Annotated in this window: 20 protein-coding genes and 1 pseudogene; 1 reads left to right on the top strand and 20 read right to left on the bottom strand. The window is 42.5% G+C overall.

Translation table 11 applies throughout. From position 1 onward, the window contains the following. Positions 1–30: 30 nt before the first annotated feature. From groL to UKS_RS01935, 15 genes and pseudogenes are all read right to left on the bottom strand, one after another. On the bottom strand, positions 31–1,653 hold the full coding sequence (gene groL, locus UKS_RS02005) for a chaperonin GroEL (protein WP_156011621.1): 1,623 nt from the start codon (positions 1,651–1,653) through the stop codon (positions 31–33). Positions 1,654–1,668: 15 nt separating this feature from the next. Then, a complete protein-coding gene (groES, locus tag UKS_RS02000) occupies positions 1,669–1,953 on the bottom strand; it encodes a co-chaperone GroES (RefSeq protein ID WP_049499818.1) in 285 nt (94 codons plus the stop codon). Between the two features lie 155 nt (positions 1,954–2,108). Beyond that, the gene (locus tag UKS_RS01995) at positions 2,109–2,504 is read right to left on the bottom strand and encodes a single-stranded DNA-binding protein (protein WP_000282434.1); all 396 of its coding nucleotides are present in this window, start codon (positions 2,502–2,504) and stop codon (positions 2,109–2,111) included. A 76-nt stretch (positions 2,505–2,580) separates the two neighbouring features. Next, on the bottom strand, positions 2,581–3,342 hold the full coding sequence (locus UKS_RS01990; protein ID WP_156011619.1) for an SDR family NAD(P)-dependent oxidoreductase: 762 nt from the start codon (positions 3,340–3,342) through the stop codon (positions 2,581–2,583). Between the two features lie 41 nt (positions 3,343–3,383). Next, entirely contained in the window at positions 3,384–4,010 is a 627-nt protein-coding gene (gene ytpR / locus UKS_RS01985) for a YtpR family tRNA-binding protein (RefSeq protein ID WP_156011617.1), read from the bottom strand. A 14-nt stretch (positions 4,011–4,024) separates the two neighbouring features. Beyond that, a complete protein-coding gene (locus tag UKS_RS01980) occupies positions 4,025–4,342 on the bottom strand; it encodes a thioredoxin family protein (RefSeq protein WP_156011615.1) in 318 nt (105 codons plus the stop codon). Then, positions 4,339–4,638 carry a DUF4651 domain-containing protein gene (locus tag UKS_RS01975; RefSeq protein WP_156011613.1) on the bottom strand — a complete coding sequence of 100 codons (300 nt, stop codon included), beginning with the start codon at positions 4,636–4,638 and terminating at the stop codon, positions 4,339–4,341. The genes UKS_RS01980 and UKS_RS01975 overlap by 4 nt, the downstream gene beginning before the upstream one ends. A gap of 176 nt (positions 4,639–4,814) precedes the next feature. After that, positions 4,815–6,422 carry a CTP synthase gene (locus UKS_RS01970; RefSeq protein ID WP_156011611.1) on the bottom strand — a complete coding sequence of 536 codons (1,608 nt, stop codon included), beginning with the start codon at positions 6,420–6,422 and terminating at the stop codon, positions 4,815–4,817. A 315-nt stretch (positions 6,423–6,737) separates the two neighbouring features. Then, entirely contained in the window at positions 6,738–7,325 is a 588-nt protein-coding gene (gene rpoE / locus UKS_RS01965) for a DNA-directed RNA polymerase subunit delta (RefSeq protein ID WP_049494940.1), read from the bottom strand. A gap of 115 nt (positions 7,326–7,440) precedes the next feature. Then, positions 7,441–8,199, bottom strand: a pseudogene (locus tag UKS_RS01960) (DUF3883 domain-containing protein). A 173-nt stretch (positions 8,200–8,372) separates the two neighbouring features. Continuing rightward, entirely contained in the window at positions 8,373–11,024 is a 2,652-nt protein-coding gene (locus UKS_RS01955) for a valine--tRNA ligase (protein ID WP_156011609.1), read from the bottom strand. Continuing rightward, a complete protein-coding gene (locus tag UKS_RS01950; RefSeq protein WP_156011607.1) occupies positions 11,017–11,595 on the bottom strand; it encodes an AAA family ATPase in 579 nt (192 codons plus the stop codon). Before UKS_RS01950 ends, UKS_RS01955 begins: the two co-directional genes overlap by 8 nt. After that, positions 11,595–12,155 carry a GNAT family N-acetyltransferase gene (locus UKS_RS01945; protein WP_156011605.1) on the bottom strand — a complete coding sequence of 187 codons (561 nt, stop codon included), beginning with the start codon at positions 12,153–12,155 and terminating at the stop codon, positions 11,595–11,597. Before UKS_RS01945 ends, UKS_RS01950 begins: the two co-directional genes overlap by 1 nt. Next, entirely contained in the window at positions 12,142–12,720 is a 579-nt protein-coding gene (locus UKS_RS01940; RefSeq protein ID WP_156011603.1) for a flavin reductase family protein, read from the bottom strand. The genes UKS_RS01945 and UKS_RS01940 overlap by 14 nt, the downstream gene beginning before the upstream one ends. 284 nt (positions 12,721–13,004) lie before the next feature. Continuing rightward, entirely contained in the window at positions 13,005–13,400 is a 396-nt protein-coding gene (locus UKS_RS01935) for a helix-hairpin-helix domain-containing protein (RefSeq protein WP_156011601.1), read from the bottom strand. Between the two features lie 215 nt (positions 13,401–13,615). On the opposite strand from UKS_RS01935, the gene UKS_RS01930 reads away from it, so the two are divergent. Then, a complete protein-coding gene (locus UKS_RS01930) occupies positions 13,616–13,921 on the top strand; it encodes a DUF898 family protein (RefSeq protein ID WP_049494950.1) in 306 nt (101 codons plus the stop codon). 44 nt (positions 13,922–13,965) lie between these two features. Here the strand turns inward: UKS_RS01930 and UKS_RS01925 are convergent, their stop codons facing one another. The 5 genes from UKS_RS01925 to UKS_RS01905 form a co-directional block, all read right to left on the bottom strand. Next, on the bottom strand, positions 13,966–14,220 hold the full coding sequence (locus UKS_RS01925; RefSeq protein WP_156011599.1) for a DUF1912 family protein: 255 nt from the start codon (positions 14,218–14,220) through the stop codon (positions 13,966–13,968). A 9-nt stretch (positions 14,221–14,229) separates the two neighbouring features. Beyond that, positions 14,230–15,564 (bottom strand): DUF438 domain-containing protein, encoded by a 1,335-nt coding sequence (locus UKS_RS01920; protein WP_156011597.1) that lies wholly within the window; start codon positions 15,562–15,564, stop codon positions 14,230–14,232. Further along, complete coding sequence (locus tag UKS_RS01915; protein ID WP_000368732.1) at positions 15,564–15,797, bottom strand: DUF1858 domain-containing protein; 234 nt, start codon at positions 15,795–15,797, stop codon at positions 15,564–15,566. Before UKS_RS01915 ends, UKS_RS01920 begins: the two co-directional genes overlap by 1 nt. 238 nt (positions 15,798–16,035) lie before the next feature. Beyond that, positions 16,036–16,218, bottom strand: coding sequence for a hypothetical protein (locus UKS_RS01910; RefSeq protein WP_156011595.1), 183 nt, complete (start codon positions 16,216–16,218; stop codon positions 16,036–16,038). Between the two features lies 1 nt (position 16,219). After that, entirely contained in the window at positions 16,220–16,999 is a 780-nt protein-coding gene (locus tag UKS_RS01905) for a hypothetical protein (RefSeq protein WP_156011593.1), read from the bottom strand. Between the last annotated feature and the right edge of the window lie 65 nt (positions 17,000–17,064).

Here is a 17,064-nt window from a genome sequence, read left to right as displayed (position 1 = left end):
GATGTTTATAAGTTATTTTCTACAGAAAGCTTACATCATGCCTCCCATCATGCTTGGATCCATTGCTGGAGCCGGAGCTACTGGTTCTGGTTTATTGGCTACGACTGCTTCTGTTGTCAATATCAAGCTGGCTACAGACGCTGCATTTTGTAGGGCTGAACGGCTAACCTTAACAGGATCTATAATTCCCTCTTCAATCATGTTAACCCACTCGCCAGTTGCTGCGTTGAAACCTGTACCAAGCTCGGCATTTTTCAAACGATCGATAACGATAGACCCTTCAAATCCTGCATTGTGGGCGATCTGACGAACAGGTTCTTCCAAAGCACGGAGAACAATATTGCGGCCCGTTGCTTCGTCTCCTGTCAACTCCAAATCAGCTACGGCAGGGATAACATTTACAAGGGCAGTACCACCACCAGCAACGATTCCTTCTTCCACGGCTGCACGAGTAGCGTTGAGGGCATCTTCAATGCGGAGTTTCATTTCTTTCAACTCAGTTTCAGTTGCGGCTCCGACCTTGATGACTGCAACACCACCTGACAATTTTGCCAAGCGCTCTTGCAATTTTTCACGGTCAAATTCAGAAGTTGTGGTTTCGATTTGAGACTTGATAACCGCAACACGGTGAGAAATCGCTTCAGGATTTCCAGCACCTTCTACGATAACAGTGCTATCTTTGTCCACTGTTACTCTAGCTGCTTGACCAAGAGCTTCAATTGTCGCATCTTTCAACTCAAGACCAAGGTCTTCTGTGATAACTGTTCCGCCTGTCAAGATAGCAATGTCTTCAAGCATGGCTTTGCGACGGTCACCAAAACCAGGTGCCTTAACAGCAACTACATTGAAAGTTCCACGAATCTTATTCAAAACAAGAGTTGGAAGAGCTTCGCCATCAACGTCATCCGCAATAATCAAGAGCGGACGGCTACTTTGAAGGATACTTTCTAGAAGTGGCAAGATTTCTTGGATATTTGAAATTTTCTTGTCAGTGATTAAAATGTACGGATTTTCAAGGTCAGCCACCATTTTTTCGCTATCTGTCACCATGTACTGTGAAAGGTAACCACGATCGAACTGCATTCCTTCTACGACTTCAAGCTCTGTTTCCATACCACGTGACTCTTCGATAGTGATGACTCCGTCTTTGCCTACTTTTTCCATGGCTTCAGAGATGTATTCACCTACTTTTTCGGAACGAGAAGAAACGGCAGCAACCTGAGCGATTGCTTCTTTGTTGGCAACAGGGATGGCGTTGTTTTTCAAGGCTTCTACAGCTGTGGCAACTGCTGTTTCAATCCCACGACGAATGCCGATTGGATTGGCACCTGCTGTGACGTTTTTGATTCCTTCACGGACAATTGCTTGGGTCAAAACAGTTGCAGTTGTAGTCCCATCACCTGCAATATCATTGGTTTTTGAAGCTACTTCTGATACCAATTTGGCACCCATATTTTCAAAATGGTCTTCTAATTCAATTTCTTTGGCAATAGTCACACCATCATTGGTAATCAAGGGTGAGCCAAATGATTTTTCCAACACAACGTTACGACCTTTTGGTCCCAAGGTTACTTTAACAGTATCTGCAAGGATATCGACACCACGAACCATAGCTGAACGGGCATCTGATGAAAATTTAATTTCTTTTGACATACTTACTTTCTCCTTCTATTCTTCAATGATAGCCAAGATGTTAGCTTCACCTACGATGATGTATTTCTCATCGCCGTCTTTGACATCAAGACCTGCGTGAGCTTCAACTAATACACGGTCTCCAGCTTTAACACTTGGAGCAACCAAGTCACCATTCAAGGTACGAACACCTTGTCCAGTAGCTACAACTTTGGCTGTTTTTGTTTTTTCTTGGGCTGAGCCTGCAAGGACAAAGCCTCCAACAGTTTGTTCTTTTTCTTCTACTTTTAAGACCACACGGTCCCCTAATGGTTTCAACATCTGATTTCCTCCATAATGAGATAGATAGTATTAGCACTCTTTATACCTGAGTGCTAATTCATAGTTCTATTGTATCACTTGGTCAGAAATAGTCAAGAAAAAAGTCTGACTTTGGCAAGATAAAAAGCCTGAGACCAACTCAGACTTTTCAATGTTTAAAATGGTAATTCTTCCTCTTCCAGGACCAAATCTGCCAAATCCTGCCCTGCGTTATTTTCTCGCATAGCACGTTGGGCACGACTTTCCAAGAGTTGGAATCCTGTAACAAGTACTTCGGTCACGTAGTTCATTTGACCATTTTTCTCAAAACGACGGGTACGTAATTCTCCATCCACTGAAATGAGACTACCTTTGGTTGCGTAGCTGGCCAAAGTTTCTGCTAGTCTGCCCCATAGAACTATATTGACAAAGTCAGCTTCACGCTCCCCATTTTGGTCTTTGTAACGACGGTTCACAGCGATAGTTGCTCGCGCTACTGACTTGTCATTGTTGGTTTTGTGCAATTCTGGTGTAGACGTCAAGCGTCCGATTAAGATAACTTTATTATACATATTTTTTCCTCCTACTTATCTATTCGTAGGAAATCAAAAAAAGTTACAGAAATTTGTAACTTTTCGAGGAAATTTTTTATTTTTTATGAACCATGAAACCTGTCGCCTGTTGATTGGCCATAATGGTCATATCTGTAATCTGAACACGGAGCGGTTGACTGGTCACATAGACCACCGTGTCTGCAATATCCTGGGCTTGCAAGGCTTCTATTCCTTGGTAAACGGACGCAGCTCGCTCTTTGTCACCGTGAAAACGTACCGTTGAGAAATCTGTTTCGACAATTCCAGGCTGAATGGTTGTTATCTTGATATCCGTTGCGATGGTATCAATTCGCAGACCATCTGAAAAGGTCTTAACTGCCGCCTTGGTGGCTGAGTAAACAGCGGCACCTGCATAGGCATAAATTCCTGCGGTTGAGCCCATATTGATGATATGTCCTTGATTGGCTTTTACCATTGCTGGCAAGAAACAGCGAGTAACTGCCATCAAACCCTTAACATTGGTATCCAGCATGGTCAACATATCCAACTCTTCATAATCCTGATAGGGTGCTAAACCTAGAGCCAGTCCAGCGTTGTTGACCAAGATATCAATCTGACCTATCGTTTCTAGAATATTGGAGCAAACAGTCTTCACCATGGTCATATTCGTGACATCTAGCGGGAAAGTCCAAACTGTTTGATTTGGGAAGGTCTCTGCAAACTCCGACTTAAGAGCTTCTAGTCTATCTGTCCGTCGTCCTGTTAAAACAACATTCTCAGCCTGCTCCAGATAAGCACGCGCAATCGCTTCACCAATTCCTGAGGTAGCCCCAGTAATCACTACATTTTTTGCCATCTTATTTCCTTCTAGCTGGTGGTTCAGATACTAACAACTTCTTAGGCAGTCCAGTGCTTAGCTGGGTCAAATGGAGTTCCGACAACTTGATCCTCTGATAACTCAAGCACCCCACGTTTTTGAGGAGCATTTGGGAGGTGCAATTCACGAGGGCTACACATCATGCCAAAACTCTTTTCACCACGAAGTTCGCCTGGGAAAATAAGATTGCCTTTGGGCATCATAGCTCCTGGAAGAGCCACAATGGTTTTCAACCCCACACGCGCATTGGGAGCTCCTGCAACGATTTGCACTGTCTTGTCACTTGCGACTGCAACTTGGCAGATATTGAGGTGGTCACTATCTGGATGAGCTACCATCTCGACAATTTCACCGACAACAAACTTAGGCTCTTTGTCATTGATAATTTCTTCTGTAAAACCTGCCGCTTGCAACTCTTGGTTCAAACGAGCGACTTGCTCATCTGATAAAAAGACTTGACCGCGCTCTGCAATTTCAAACAAACTTGAAACTTCAAAAATATTCCAAGCCACTGTATCTCCATTATCTTTGAGAAAAACACGGGCTACCTTGCCTTTGCGCTCCACATCCAGTTTGGCATCGCCGCTGTTTTTCACGATGACCATAAGGACATCACCGACATGTTCTTTGTTATATGTAAAAATCATTGTTTCCTTTTCTCCTATTTCAGTCCTGCTAAAAAGTCATTAATTTGTTGTTTGCTTTTACGGTCACGATTGACAAAACGGCCGATTTCCTTGTCCTTTTCTAGAACAACAAGGCTAGGAATTCCGTAAACATCCCAGAGTTTAGCCAAATCCATATACTGGTCTCGGTCCACTCGAATAAAGGTGAACTCTGGATTGGTCTCTTCAATCTCTGGCAAGGCAGGATAGATATAGCGACAATCGCCACACCAGTCTGCCACAAAAAGGAAAACCTTCTTACCATCTTTTTCTACTAAAGATGCCAATTCTTCTATACTTGCTGGTTGTATCATAAGACTTCCTCCTCATAGACCAGGTCTTCATTTTCATAGACAAAGGTATAATGACGACCATCCTCAAAAATGACGCCACCAACCAAGCTCTCTAGACTGCTTTCATAAACTTGAACATAGAGGGTCGCAATTTCCCCCATGTCTGAAAAATGATCTCGCACAATCTCTGTCAACTCTTCCTGAGTCTTCCTAAACTTACGGTCATCTGCAACTTTTTTCGTAGCAAGTGCAAGGCTCCCAATGCCAAGCAGAGCCAGACCTGTCATCCACATTTTTTTAGCTTTCATACCATTCATTTTAACACAAAAAAGGCTTTAGGACAAATAGGGAAGCCGTATCTAGACAGGGAAAATCCCTTTCCCTCAATGAGGAGAGAGGACCGCTTATCCTTATTGCCAAGCGCCTGAGTTGCCAAGAATTTTTTGAAGGAATCAAAAAACCTCTGAGATTCTTCTCAAAGGTTCTGATTTTGCTAATTGCTGTTCTCAACTGCTGCAGTCACAAAGGCAGTGTAGAGTTCTTCTGGACGATTTGGACGGCTTGACAGTTCAGGGTGATACTGACACGCTACAAAGAATTTATTTTCTGGAATTTCCACGATTTCTACCAAACGATTATCTGGAGAAACTCCTGAGAAGACAAAGCCTGCTGCCTCAAACTGCTCACGGAAGGCGTTGTTAAACTCATAGCGGTGACGGTGACGGCGTTGCACCACTTCTTGATTGTGATAAGCAGCTGCTGCCTTAGAGCCACGTTTCAACTTAGACGGATAAAGTCCCAAGCGAAGGGTTCCCCCCATATCCTCAACGTCAATCTGATCACGCATGATATCAATGATAGGGTATTTTGTTTCTGGTGCAAGCTCTGCAGAATTGGCACCTTCAAGACCTAAAACGTGACGAGCAAACTCGATACAGGTCAACTGCATTCCCAAGCAGACACCCAACATTGGAACATCATTTTCACGCGCATAGCGAATCGCTTGAATCTTACCTTCTGTCCCACGTTGACCAAAACCGCCTGGAACGATGATTCCATCAGCGTCAGACAAGAGCTCTGCTACATTCTCTGCTGTCACATCGTTGGCATTGATCCAATTGATCTTCACTTCTGCGTCGTTGGCATACCCAGAGTGTTTTAAGGCTTCGACTACTGAGATGTAGGCATCTTGCAACTCCACATACTTACCAACGAGGGAAATTTTAACTTGTTTTTTCAGGTTCATGACCTTGTCCACCATGGCTGACCACTCTGTCATATCTGCTGCAGGTGCATCTATTTTCAAGTGGTCACAGACGTTTTGATCCATGCCTTGTGCTTGCAGATTAAGTGGGATTTGGTAAAGATGATCCACATCCAAGGACTCAATAACTGCTTCTGGCGCCACATCACAGAACTGGGCTAGTTTATTTTTAATCCCTTGTCCTGCTGGCTCTTCAGTACGAATAACCAACATATTTGGTTGGATTCCCAGACCACGCAATTCTTTGACAGAATGCTGAGTTGGTTTGGTTTTCATTTCACCAGCTGCCTTGAGGTAGGGAAGCAAGGTCGTATGGATATACATGACATTATCTGCACCCACATCTGCCTTCATCTGACGAAGAGCTTCTAAGAATGGAAGTGACTCGATATCGCCGACTGTTCCACCAACCTCTGTAATAATAACGTCAGAGTCAGTCGTTAGAGCAGCACGCTTGATTTTCTCTTTCAAAGCATCTGTAATATGAGGAATAACTTGGACCGTTGCACCCAAATACTCTCCACGGCGTTCCTTACGGAGAACTTCACTGTAAATTTTACCAGTTGTCACGTTGGAGTATTTGTTGAGGTTGATATCGATAAAACGTTCATAGTGACCCAAGTCCAAATCTGTCTCAGCCCCATCATCTGTCACAAAGACTTCCCCGTGCTGATAAGGACTCATGGTTCCCGGATCGATATTGATATAAGGGTCAAACTTTTGAATGGTTACTTTGAGACCACGATTTTTCAAAAGACGACCCAGACTTGCTGCGACAATCCCTTTCCCAATAGACGATACCACACCACCAGTTACAAAAATATATTTCATAGACATAGATTCCTCTTTCTAAAATGCTCAAGGTCTTGTTAACTACGAGGGGACATAGAAAACAAGACACTTATGAATAACGACTTTTCAAGAAAACTTCCTGAAAAAACAAAAATAGCTCCCTAGTAACTAGGGAGCCCCGACCTCTAAAAGAGGTGCCCGAACAATATGATACCTTAAAGCAGAACATTTGTCAACTCGAATTGGTAAAGCATGAAAAAAGGAGATTGCTTTCAGAAGACCAACTAAAAATCCACATCCAAACGGATGACCTGCTCAAGGAACAAAAAGGAGATCAGGCGATCTCCTCTGTGAAGTCTTTTATCCTTCACTCGTTTCAGCGTCATCATCTGAAAACTCATCATCTTCTTCGTTGAGATCGACGTCTTCATCCAAGTCATCAGGAGCGATTTCGTTTATTTCTGCATCATAAGCTTCCACTTCGTTTTTCTCATCATCTGGATTTTCATCATCATATGACAGAGCTGGATCTGCTTCATATGCATCTTCGTCTTCAGGATCATCAGCATTGTAATCAATCGCATCTGAATCACCATCCATAAAGGCATTGACGCGTTTTTTCTTAGTTTTTGGTGCTACTTCATCGTCGTCACTTTCTTCAAGAGCGATGATTTCTTCGTCGATTTCGTCTACACCATACCAAGAACGAAGACCCCATTTGTTGTCTCCTAGTGAGATGAAGCTACCGTCAAAGTTCAACTCTGTGTAGAACAAAGGCAAAGCTTCGCGGATATCGCTGTTTGATGTTCCAAGGTAGTTTTGAATTTCGTTTACAAGATCGCTAAAATGCATCTCATGATCGCGACCACGAAGCTCCAGGATAGCACGCGCTACCTCAATCATAGATAGTTCACTTTTTTCTTGCCCAGCAAATACTTCTAATTCCAAAGCGTTTCTCCTCATTTTTACTACTATCGCCAGAGCGAACAGACTCTGACCTCATTTTATCATTTACTCTTTATTTTACGATAATTTTGCGGAATAGTCAAAGGTTAAGGGAGAACTAATAAAAATCTTCTAAGCTTCTATATTCAATAATTTCATTTTTGATAATATTTTTTTTAAACTCAAAATGTTTTAAAGGATTATCAATTAACACTATCTTTGGAATATCATCTAGGTTGGTGACTAGAGATAAAATAAAATCTGATTGAAACTCTTTAGCTTTCTCAAATTCATTGGCAGTCAAACGAATACGACCCTTAGGTTTTCGAATTTCTTTTACTTCGGCAAGGTAGGAATGATCTTGCACATCTACTTGGAAATCATATCCATCACCATAAATACGGGCATCGGTCAATAGTCCACCTTGGAATCTTTCTTCTTTATCAAAATGAAGGATAAAATAATTCTCTGCCTCCATTCCAGTTTCTTGTAGACGTTTGAACTTAGTTCGAACTATTGGTTTTTCAACGATGGTTATGCCTGTTTTCTTCCCTTCGCTTGCAAGCAACATTTTAACGATTTCTGCATAACTATGAACATCTTCATTTCCAAACATAATATCAATTAAATCTTTACGAAAACGATAAACTTCAGCTTTCTGCCACCAACCTTTTCGATTATTTTCAAAATAAGGATCAAATAAATCCATTCTATTTTTTACAACTCCAGTTGTTTCAGCAACTCCCAGAGAAACCACATGGCGATAAAACTCCGACTTACTAGAACATTAAAATTCTTTTATAAAAAGCTTGTCAAACTTGGCAAGACCGTAGCCAATTAAATTTAACAATTCATAATGAGGGTGTTTATACTCAATGAAAATCAAAAAGCAAACTAGGAAGCTAGCCGCAAGCTGTACTTGAGTACGGTAAGGCGACGCTGACGTGGTTTGAATTTGATTTTCGACGAGTATTAGACATCACTTTCTCCATCAATAGATATTGATTTTATTATACCAAAAAAACACGGTTTACCACCGTGTTTCTATGTTTATTTCACCAACTTCTTCATCTCATCAATACGTGCGACGGTCGCATCGTATTTAGCTTGGTAGTCGGCTTGTTTGTCGCGTTCTTTTTGGACGACTTCTGGTTTGGCATTAGCTACGAAGCGTTCGTTAGAGAGCTTCTTGCCGACCATGTCCAGTTCTTTTTGCCATTTAGCCAGTTCTTTGTCGAGACGAGCTAATTCTTCTTCGACATTGAGGAGGTCTGCCAGTGGCAAGTAAATTTCTGCTCCTGTGATGACGCTTGACATAGCGAGTTCAGGTGCAGGGATGGTTGATGCGATTTCCAAGTGTTCTGGATTTGTGAAGCGTTTGATGTAGTTGACATTACTGTTAAAGAAGGCTTCCAAGTCGCTATCGCTTGTCTTAACAAGGATGGTGATAGGCTTACTTGGTGCTACGTTCACTTCTGCACGTGCATTACGAACAGCACGGATCAAGTCTTTGAGGCTTTCGACACCTGTGTGGGCCGCAAGGTCTTCAAAGGCTGGGTTAACAGTTGGGTATTCTGCGGTAACGATAGAGCCTTCTGAAATTTGTCCAAAGATTTCCTCTGTAACGAATGGCATGATTGGGTGAAGGAGTCGAAGGATCTTGTCCAAAGTGTAAAGGAGAACAGAACGTGTGATAACTTTCTCTTCTTCGTTATCGCTATAAAGGACTTCCTTGGTCAACTCAACGTACCAGTCCGCAAACTCATCCCAGATGAAGTTGTAGAGGATGTGCCCAGCTACACCAAATTCAAACTTGTCAAAGTTGGCAGTAGCTTTTCCGATGGTTTCATTAAGGTTGTGGAGAATCCAGCGGTCAGTGACATTTCCGGCTCCCTTGTTAACAACTTTTTCCACATTGGCAGTTGCTTGCTCAAGGGTCAAACCTTCATCGTTCATGAGGATGTAGCGAGAGATGTTCCAGATCTTGTTAATGAAGTTCCAAGAGGCATCCATTTTTTCGTAAGAGAAGCGCACGTCTTGACCTGGTGCAGAACCGTTTGAAAGGAACCAACGAAGGGCATCGGCACCGTATTTCTCGATGACATCCATAGGGTCGATTCCGTTACCGAGGGATTTCGACATCTTGCGTCCTTGCTCGTCACGAATAAGACCGTGGATAAGGACGTTTTGGAATGGCTGACGGCCAGTGAATTCCAAGGATTGGAAGATCATACGAGACACCCAGAAGAAGATGATATCGTAACCTGTTACCAAGGTTGAAGTTGGGAAGTAACGTTTGAAGTCTGCTGAGTCGACATCAGGCCAGCCCATGGTTGAGAATGGCCAGAGGGCAGAACTGAACCAAGTATCCAAGACATCCTCATCTTGAGTCCATCCGTCACCTTCTGGAGCTTCTTCGCCGACGTACATTTCACCTTCTGCATTGTACCAAGCAGGGATTTGGTGACCCCACCAGAGCTGACGTGAGATAACCCAGTCGTGGACATTTTCCATCCATTGAAGGAAGGTATCGTTGAAACGAGGTGGGTAGAATTCTACCTTGTCCTCTGTGTCTTGGTTGGCAATAGCATTTTTCGCCAATTGGTCCATCTTGACGAACCATTGCGTTGACAAGCGTGGTTCAACCACAACACCTGTACGTTCTGAGTGACCAACACTGTGGACACGTTTTTCGATTTTTACAAGGGCACCGATTTCTTCCAATTTAGCAACGACTGCCTTACGAGCTTCAAAACGGTCCATACCTGCAAATTCGAAGGCCAAATCGTTCATAGTTCCGTCATCGTTCATAACATTGACTTGTGGCAAGTTGTGGCGTTGACCAACCAAGAAGTCGTTTGGATCATGGGCAGGCGTGATTTTCACGACACCAGTACCAAACTCAGGATCGGCGTGTTCGTCCCCAACGATTGGGATGAGTTTATTAGCGATTGGAAGGATGACGTTTTTTCCAATCAAGTCCTTGTAGCGTGGGTCTTCTGGATTGACCGCAACGGCAACGTCCCCAAACATCGTCTCAGGACGAGTAGTCGCTACTTCAAGGGCGCGTGAGCCATCTTCTAGCATATAGTTCATGTGGTAGAAGGCACCTTCGACATCCTTATGGATCACTTCGATATCAGAAAGGGCTGTGCGAGCTGCTGGATCCCAGTTGATAATAAATTCACCACGGTAGATCCAGCCTTTCTTGTAAAGGTCCACAAAGACCTTACGAACAGCTTTGGACAAACCTTCGTCAAGAGTGAAACGCTCACGAGAGTAGTCTACAGAAAGACCCATCTTGCCCCATTGTTCCTTGATGGTAGTGGCATATTCGTCTTTCCATTCCCAGACCTTGTCGAGGAATTTCTTACGACCCAGGTCGTAACGGGTAATGCCCTCACCACGCAAGCGCTCCTCAACCTTAGCCTGAGTCGCAATACCCGCGTGGTCCATCCCTGGAAGCCAAAGCGTATCAAAACCTTGCATACGTTTTTGACGGATGATGATATCTTGCAAAGTTGTATCCCAAGCGTGACCAAGGTGGAGTTTCCCAGTTACGTTTGGTGGTGGAATCACGATTGAATAAGGCTTCGCCTTTTGATCGCCTGAAGGCTTGAAAACATCAGCATCAAGCCATTTTTGGTAACGACCAGCCTCAACCTCGGCTGGATTGTATTTAGGTGAAAGTTCTTTAGACATGTGTTTGTCCTTTCTCTATTTTGTTCATTCTATTTTGAATTTGCTTAGCAACTTCTTCTGCAGACAAATTCGTATTATTTATTTTAAAGTAGTGGTGCAACTCATTCAGTTGATGCTGGGAATTTAATTGAAGTGTTTCAGCGGTCTCTAAAATTTCTCTTTCAGACACCTCAATATGTCGTTTTAAGGGTTTGTGCTTCAACCGGTTCTCCGTTTGATTTCGATGTAAGCGCTCCTCAAGACTTGTTTCCAACTCAACAAACAGAATCTCTTGATGATAGTCATCCAACAAATCCTGAATTTGCTTCAAATACAGCAGCTGGTACTGATTTGAAAAATCAATTACGTCAGTTAAAATTACTGATCGCTGATTTCTTGCACTTGCTCCAAGGAAAGAAAAGATCATTCCACGAACAAATTCCCACATTTCCTCTGTAAAGTCCTGATAGATTTCCAGTGCAAAATCGATGGCTTGATGGTTATAAAAGAGAGTGGAATACGTCAGTCGAGATAGTTCTTGACCAATCGTCATTTTTCCTGAGGCCGGAGCACCGATAATGAAAAGATGCATCAAATTACCTCCCACTCACTCCTCAGCAAGCCATACATCAGACTGTCACAGCGGTTTCCTTGGGCATCTTTACGGTCTCTTATGCGAGCTTCGAGGGTAAATCCAAGTTTTTCTGCGACCCGTTGACTTTGGACATTATAACCAAAACAAGATAGTTCAATCTTGTGTAGCTTCAATTCTTTAAAAGATAAATCAATCAAGGCACGCGCCGCTTCAGGCACATAACCGCGCCCCCAATAGTCTGGGTGCAAGGTGTAGCCAATCTCCAGTACATCGTCTTCGTGCCGATGGTTGAAATCAACAGAGCCGATGACTTTATCGGTTCCTTTGACGACAATACCATAGCCAGCTGGGAGATTTTTCTTTTTATTGCGTTCTGGAAGGATATGCTCTAGATAGTAAACCTCATCTTCCAAGGTCTTGACGGGTAGAAATCCTGCTGGGTAGGCGACTTCTGGACGACTAGCATAGTCAAAGATATCCTCGACATCAGCGACTGTGCGGACTCGTAACACGAGATGTTCTGTTTCCAAGCGTTCTGGCAGTTCAGCTCTTGCCATCCTTCTTCCTCGCTTTCTTGATAAAGCTTCCCATGGGATCGACTCGGTCATCCAGATAACGGTAAACGCGCTGATGACCGTCCCCCATAAAGTAAGTCGGTGAAAAACGGTCATTTTTAAAATGGCCCTTATCATCCAAGAGCTCTGGATCAGCCAGTCGCTCGAGAATCTTGGCAAAGATATGGCAGATGCCATCTTCCTCGATAATCCGATCTACCCGACAGTCCAATACTACTGGACAGGCCTCTAAAATCGGTGCCTGAGTTCGTTCAGAAATCTCGTAGTCAAGTTCTAAGTATTTTAATTTCTCCCGATGGCTAATAAAACCAGCCTGCTCCATCTCAAGCATGAGACGTTCATCAGGGATATTTACGGTAAACTGTTGATAATGCTTGATTTGCTCAGCCGCATTTTCCTCAGCACCAACACCGATGACCAGCCAATCTCCCAGACTATAAGAGGAACTGCAGGTCGTGATATTGTGTCCAAAGTTCTCGTCTTGATATCCCAAGATGAAGATAGGAAAACCATAGTAGAGTTTGCTGGTGTTAAAAGATTGTTTCATGACAACCTCCTTTTACTAAGACGCAAAAGAAAATCCCTGCCATCTACATGACAGGGACGAATGTATTTATCCGCGGTACCACCCAATTTCGGGCAGTTGCCCGCAACTCTCGTCTTTAAAAACAAAAAGACACTTTTATTTCAATTTTTCATCCATTAGCAACCAGTTTTGACACATTTGTGGACTTCTCAGCGCCGCCACTTTCTGTAAAATGCGGGATTCAAAACACCTCTAATGGCTCTATTGTAACAATATTTTTTCGGAAATGCAAGGCACAAGAAAGATTACTTGAACTTGATGCCATTTTCTTTCAATTTCTTGATGGTAGCTGGGCCGATTCCTTTCAAGGCAAGGAGTTCTTTTTCAGTCCAGTTTTTGAAATCTGACGCAGACTTGATTCCTTCATCATAGAAGGTCTTGGCACGGTCAAGTGGAAGTCCACCCAAGTTAGCTGCAAAATCTTCTACAGAATTGGATACTTTTTGAGTTTGCTCTTTGGTAGCTTCTACTGCTTGCCCAACTTTTTTAGAAACAGACTTACCAGCTTCACTTGCTGACTGTTCTGCACGTTTCACGACTTTTTTTGTCTCTTCTACAACCTTAGTCATAGTACTTGAAAAAGCACCTGCACGACGGAGGCTATTTCGTAATTGTTTTTTACGATTGAGTTTCTTTGACATGATAAAATCCTTTCAATAAAAAATCCCTGCTCTAACAAGGATTTAATAAGAGTATTTTATCAAGATTTTAGTAAAAAATCAAGAAATGAAATATAGTTAGACTAAAAATCAGCTTTTCTGACTTCTAGTAAAAGTTGACAATGTTTTAACAAGTTGATAGAATATACCTCAATGTGCAAGACTGATCCACACAAAAAGCTGACGAAGATGAATTTATGAATACTGAAAGTTACTTTGATGGTGGGCTCTTGAGTTATATTGGTTACTCAATTCTATCATTCATTATTATCGTCCTTACTTTAGGGATAGCTACCCCATGGGCTGTTTGTCTCATGCAAAATTGGAAAATCAAACACACTGTCATTGACGGACGTCGTCTCTATTTTGATGGTACAGGTGCCCAGTTATTTGGAAACTGGATTAAATGGTTCTTACTCTGTATCATCACGCTTGGAATTTATTCATTTTGGTTGAACATCAAAATGGAACAATGGATTACCAAACATACACACCACGTATAAAATAAAAAGTGCGGTTCTTATAACTGCACTTTTTATCTAAGCATTTAATAATTTCGCTCACCAAACAAGCCGTCTGGTAAATCATGGAATCCCTTGCCTGCTTTGAAGTTTTCAAACTTACCAAGCAAAAACTGATAAGCATCCAAGCGGCTTTCGTAGCGAATCATGGCATCTTTGGCACGCTCGTCCTGGTCTTCTTCGTAAACTTTTTGACTTTCCTTGTACGCTATGTCGTTGATCATAATTTGGGTATTGACCCAAGCTTCAAATTCCTTCATAAATTCTTGTTCGTAACTCATTTTTTCTCCTTATTCTAATCCACGGAAATAGTCCATGTCAATCTCACGGTAGGGCTGGATATCCTGAACGTATTCCAACACACCTTGGAATTCTCCGTTTTCATCGTGCACTGCAGCGTAGGTGATGTGGACAAACTTACCTCGTGACTCAGACTTGAACCACATTTCATACTTGTCTTTGCTTCCCTCACGAAGTCCCTTCATGATGGTCTTGACCTTGTCCAAGTACTTAGGTGGATGGCAGAGTTCGACATTGCGTCCAACCTGAGACGGTGCCCGCTTGAAAATCATCTCATCTGCTGGCGTATTGTCATTATAATACTGGAAAATATCATCCTTATTAACAAAGGTAATCTCCATAGGGAGGTGATTGAGGATGAGATTGGCCTGCTCGACTGAAAGATAACCATTGCCAAAAGCCTGTTGACTATGACGGTCCAGCACTGCTTCCTTTTCTTTAGGGGTAAAGGTAATGGTAAACTGCCCTTCTGGCGTATCGATAACTTGCTGAACCTGTCCATCTACAGTTTCTGACTGACTTGGTTCTTCTACACTTTTCTTCTCAACAAAGCTCTGTCTTTCTGGCATCCATTTCTCAGATGGCCGGATGATAGCACAGCCATAGGCATCGCTCTCCTCCGCAATCTGAATCCAGTCATCCTGAGTAAAGGACTCAAGGAGAATCATGAGGAGGATAGATTCTTCCTTAAAAATCATACTTTCAAACTCTGTCGCAAAGACTTCAAAAGCTTCCTTTACACTACTAATAGACACTTCTGGCAATGACTTGGCTGTCGCTAAAGCTGTTTGAAAGAGTTCCCTAATCTGGTCATCCACTCCCCACATCACTTTTGGAGGCGAATCGTGACCATAGCGCTCCATGATAGGAAAGAAAAGTTCTTCTTTACGTTGGTAATGAATATCAAATTGACCTACAAGTCCCATCTGACGCACCAAGCCCTTACGCATTTCTGCAAGCATTTCTTCATCTTCCATGGACTCATAGGTATCTAACAATCTCCGAATGCGAATCAAGGCCGCACGGAGGGCCAGATTTTCTTCCTTAAAGACACGAACTGGGTGCCCAGGATGCTCGGTATCCTCTACTTCGACACCCTTAACAGCATTTTTAAAAAGATTGGCATGGATATCACAGAGTTCCATGACATCTTCAAAGGTAACACCTGAGTCTGAGTTCATCAACTCGTGCTCCATGAGAGAAATCTCAATGGCTGACACACCTGTAAAGGTCGCATCAAAACGCTCCTGAACTGACTCAGGAGAGGCACCATTGTGCAATTCTAACAAAATATCCCGCAGGACATGAATCCGTTCATCTGCCATTAGTCTAACCCAATCACTTCGTAGCCGTTTGCTTCCAGCGTGCGGACAATCTTGTCCATAGGAGTTCCTTCAAGCTTAGACCCCTGCTTAAGCGATACCTTGCGACCAACTGTATTGCGCATCAAGGGATTAGCAAGTGGTTTAAAACCCAGCTCTACTAGGATATCTAAAACTTCTGGATGCTTGTCCACAACTTCCGCAACAGGAATAGATACATCAATGATATTGTCCATCATAACCTCCATCATATTCTCTAACAGTTTTGTTCTTTTTATTATACCACAAGGACAAAGATTAAAAAACTAGCAGTAGAAGACTTGCTAGTTTTATTTCGTATAACTTCATTATTTCTAATTATATAGACTTTTCCTAGTAAAACCTCAAAGTCTTATCCTTACCATGATCATCAGACAAGTTCGAAAAACCAACAATTGGTGTTATAAAAAAGAGTGAAGAACCTCCAAAAAGATTTCATTCTTTATCCTCAGGCTTCATTGACCAAGTAGCTGTATCCTTAAGCTTATCTACGAGAACTAATTTTCCCAAACTAACGACTGTATTTTCATCTTTTTTTATGGTTTCTGCAACTGTTAAAGCTTGGGTTGTAAGAAGATCATTACCATAGGTTTTGGCCAACACTTTTATGAATTCCATATCAATCTCCTTCTATGATTTCCACTTCTTTCCGGATAGTTTCTATATCTTCTTGGTATTGATTTTCATCATAATTAACCAATTTAGATAATTCCTTCTGCAATCTCTCACCCATGGGTTTCATGGTCGCAAAGGTTAAGCCACCTGATAGGACTCCACCTAAGATAGGAATAACTTTTCCCATCCCCTTAGCCAATCCTCCCTTGGTCAGATTCACTCCAAAGATTTTCAACACTTTCTTCAAAATGGGATACCAAAGTGTCTTTGTCAAGGCTTTCTGGGGAACAGTCTTCATGACCTGCTTAGCAACTGTAACACCACCAGAACGAAGTAGAGCGCCCGCACCATTTACTCCCAACATCACTCCCAGATAGAGCAAGAGGGTATTTTTAGCTTCTTCGCTCAGCTCATTTCGCGAAGCCCAGAGATCATCATAGCCGTAAATATAGCCTAGCTCCTGAGCTAGTTTCAGTGAAAATGCGTAAAACTGAGCTACATCTGTCGGAATTGTAACGGCCATGGCAAGACCGCCAAGTAATCCAGCCAAAACAGATGTCCCACTTGCCAGCAAAACATTATCTTTAATACAGGCATTGGCCACTCGATCTAAGGTTTCCTGAGGTAATAAAGCTGTCGGCCCTTCTTCCAATAATTTAGGAATATCCTTTGAAACTACTTCCTTAGAGAATTTGTCCATTAAAAATTTTGACCGGTTCACTTTGACGACAGGAAGTTTTACTACCTGTTGCAACACTTGCATCGCCACATCTTCTTTAGCCATCTCTATCTCCCTGTTATTTTTTTATTATATAATATCATACCATATAGAGCGTTTTCGTATCCTAT

The organism is Streptococcus sp. 116-D4 (genome assembly GCF_009731465.1).
Lineage (GTDB): Bacteria > Bacillota > Bacilli > Lactobacillales > Streptococcaceae > Streptococcus > Streptococcus pseudopneumoniae_E.
The sequence above is the reverse complement of the archived record's forward strand: the minus strand, read 5'-3'. Positions and strand labels throughout refer to the sequence as shown.

Coding starts and splice junctions, on each gene's coding strand:
- UKS_RS01990 (WP_156011619.1), bottom strand. CDS start 3,342: ATGGCAAAAAATGTAGTGATTACTGGGGCTACCTCAGGAATTGGTGAA.
- UKS_RS01925 (WP_156011599.1), bottom strand. CDS start 14,220: ATGAGTTACGAACAAGAATTTATGAAGGAATTTGAAGCTTGGGTCAAT.
- UKS_RS01905 (WP_156011593.1), bottom strand. CDS start 16,999: ATGGCTAAAGAAGATGTGGCGATGCAAGTGTTGCAACAGGTAGTAAAA.
- UKS_RS01940 (WP_156011603.1), bottom strand. CDS start 12,720: ATGAAACAATCTTTTAACACCAGCAAACTCTACTATGGTTTTCCTATC.
- UKS_RS01980 (WP_156011615.1), bottom strand. CDS start 4,342: ATGATACAACCAGCAAGTATAGAAGAATTGGCATCTTTAGTAGAAAAA.
- UKS_RS01935 (WP_156011601.1), bottom strand. CDS start 13,400: ATGTCAAAGAAACTCAATCGTAAAAAACAATTACGAAATAGCCTCCGT.
- UKS_RS01955 (WP_156011609.1), bottom strand. CDS start 11,024: ATGTCTAAAGAACTTTCACCTAAATACAATCCAGCCGAGGTTGAGGCT.
- UKS_RS01915 (WP_000368732.1), bottom strand. CDS start 15,797: ATGGACAATATCATTGATGTATCTATTCCTGTTGCGGAAGTTGTGGAC.
- UKS_RS01995 (WP_000282434.1), bottom strand. CDS start 2,504: ATGTATAATAAAGTTATCTTAATCGGACGCTTGACGTCTACACCAGAA.
- UKS_RS01945 (WP_156011605.1), bottom strand. CDS start 12,155: ATGGCAAGAGCTGAACTGCCAGAACGCTTGGAAACAGAACATCTCGTG.
- groES (WP_049499818.1), bottom strand. CDS start 1,953: ATGTTGAAACCATTAGGGGACCGTGTGGTCTTAAAAGTAGAAGAAAAA.
- groL (WP_156011621.1), bottom strand. CDS start 1,653: ATGTCAAAAGAAATTAAATTTTCATCAGATGCCCGTTCAGCTATGGTT.
- UKS_RS01910 (WP_156011595.1), bottom strand. CDS start 16,218: ATGGAATTCATAAAAGTGTTGGCCAAAACCTATGGTAATGATCTTCTT.
- UKS_RS01930 (WP_049494950.1), top strand. CDS start 13,616: ATGAATACTGAAAGTTACTTTGATGGTGGGCTCTTGAGTTATATTGGT.
- UKS_RS01950 (WP_156011607.1), bottom strand. CDS start 11,595: ATGCATCTTTTCATTATCGGTGCTCCGGCCTCAGGAAAAATGACGATT.
- ytpR (WP_156011617.1), bottom strand. CDS start 4,010: ATGATTTTTACATATAACAAAGAACATGTCGGTGATGTCCTTATGGTC.
- UKS_RS01970 (WP_156011611.1), bottom strand. CDS start 6,422: ATGTCTATGAAATATATTTTTGTAACTGGTGGTGTGGTATCGTCTATT.
- UKS_RS01975 (WP_156011613.1), bottom strand. CDS start 4,638: ATGAATGGTATGAAAGCTAAAAAAATGTGGATGACAGGTCTGGCTCTG.
- UKS_RS01920 (WP_156011597.1), bottom strand. CDS start 15,564: ATGGCAGATGAACGGATTCATGTCCTGCGGGATATTTTGTTAGAATTG.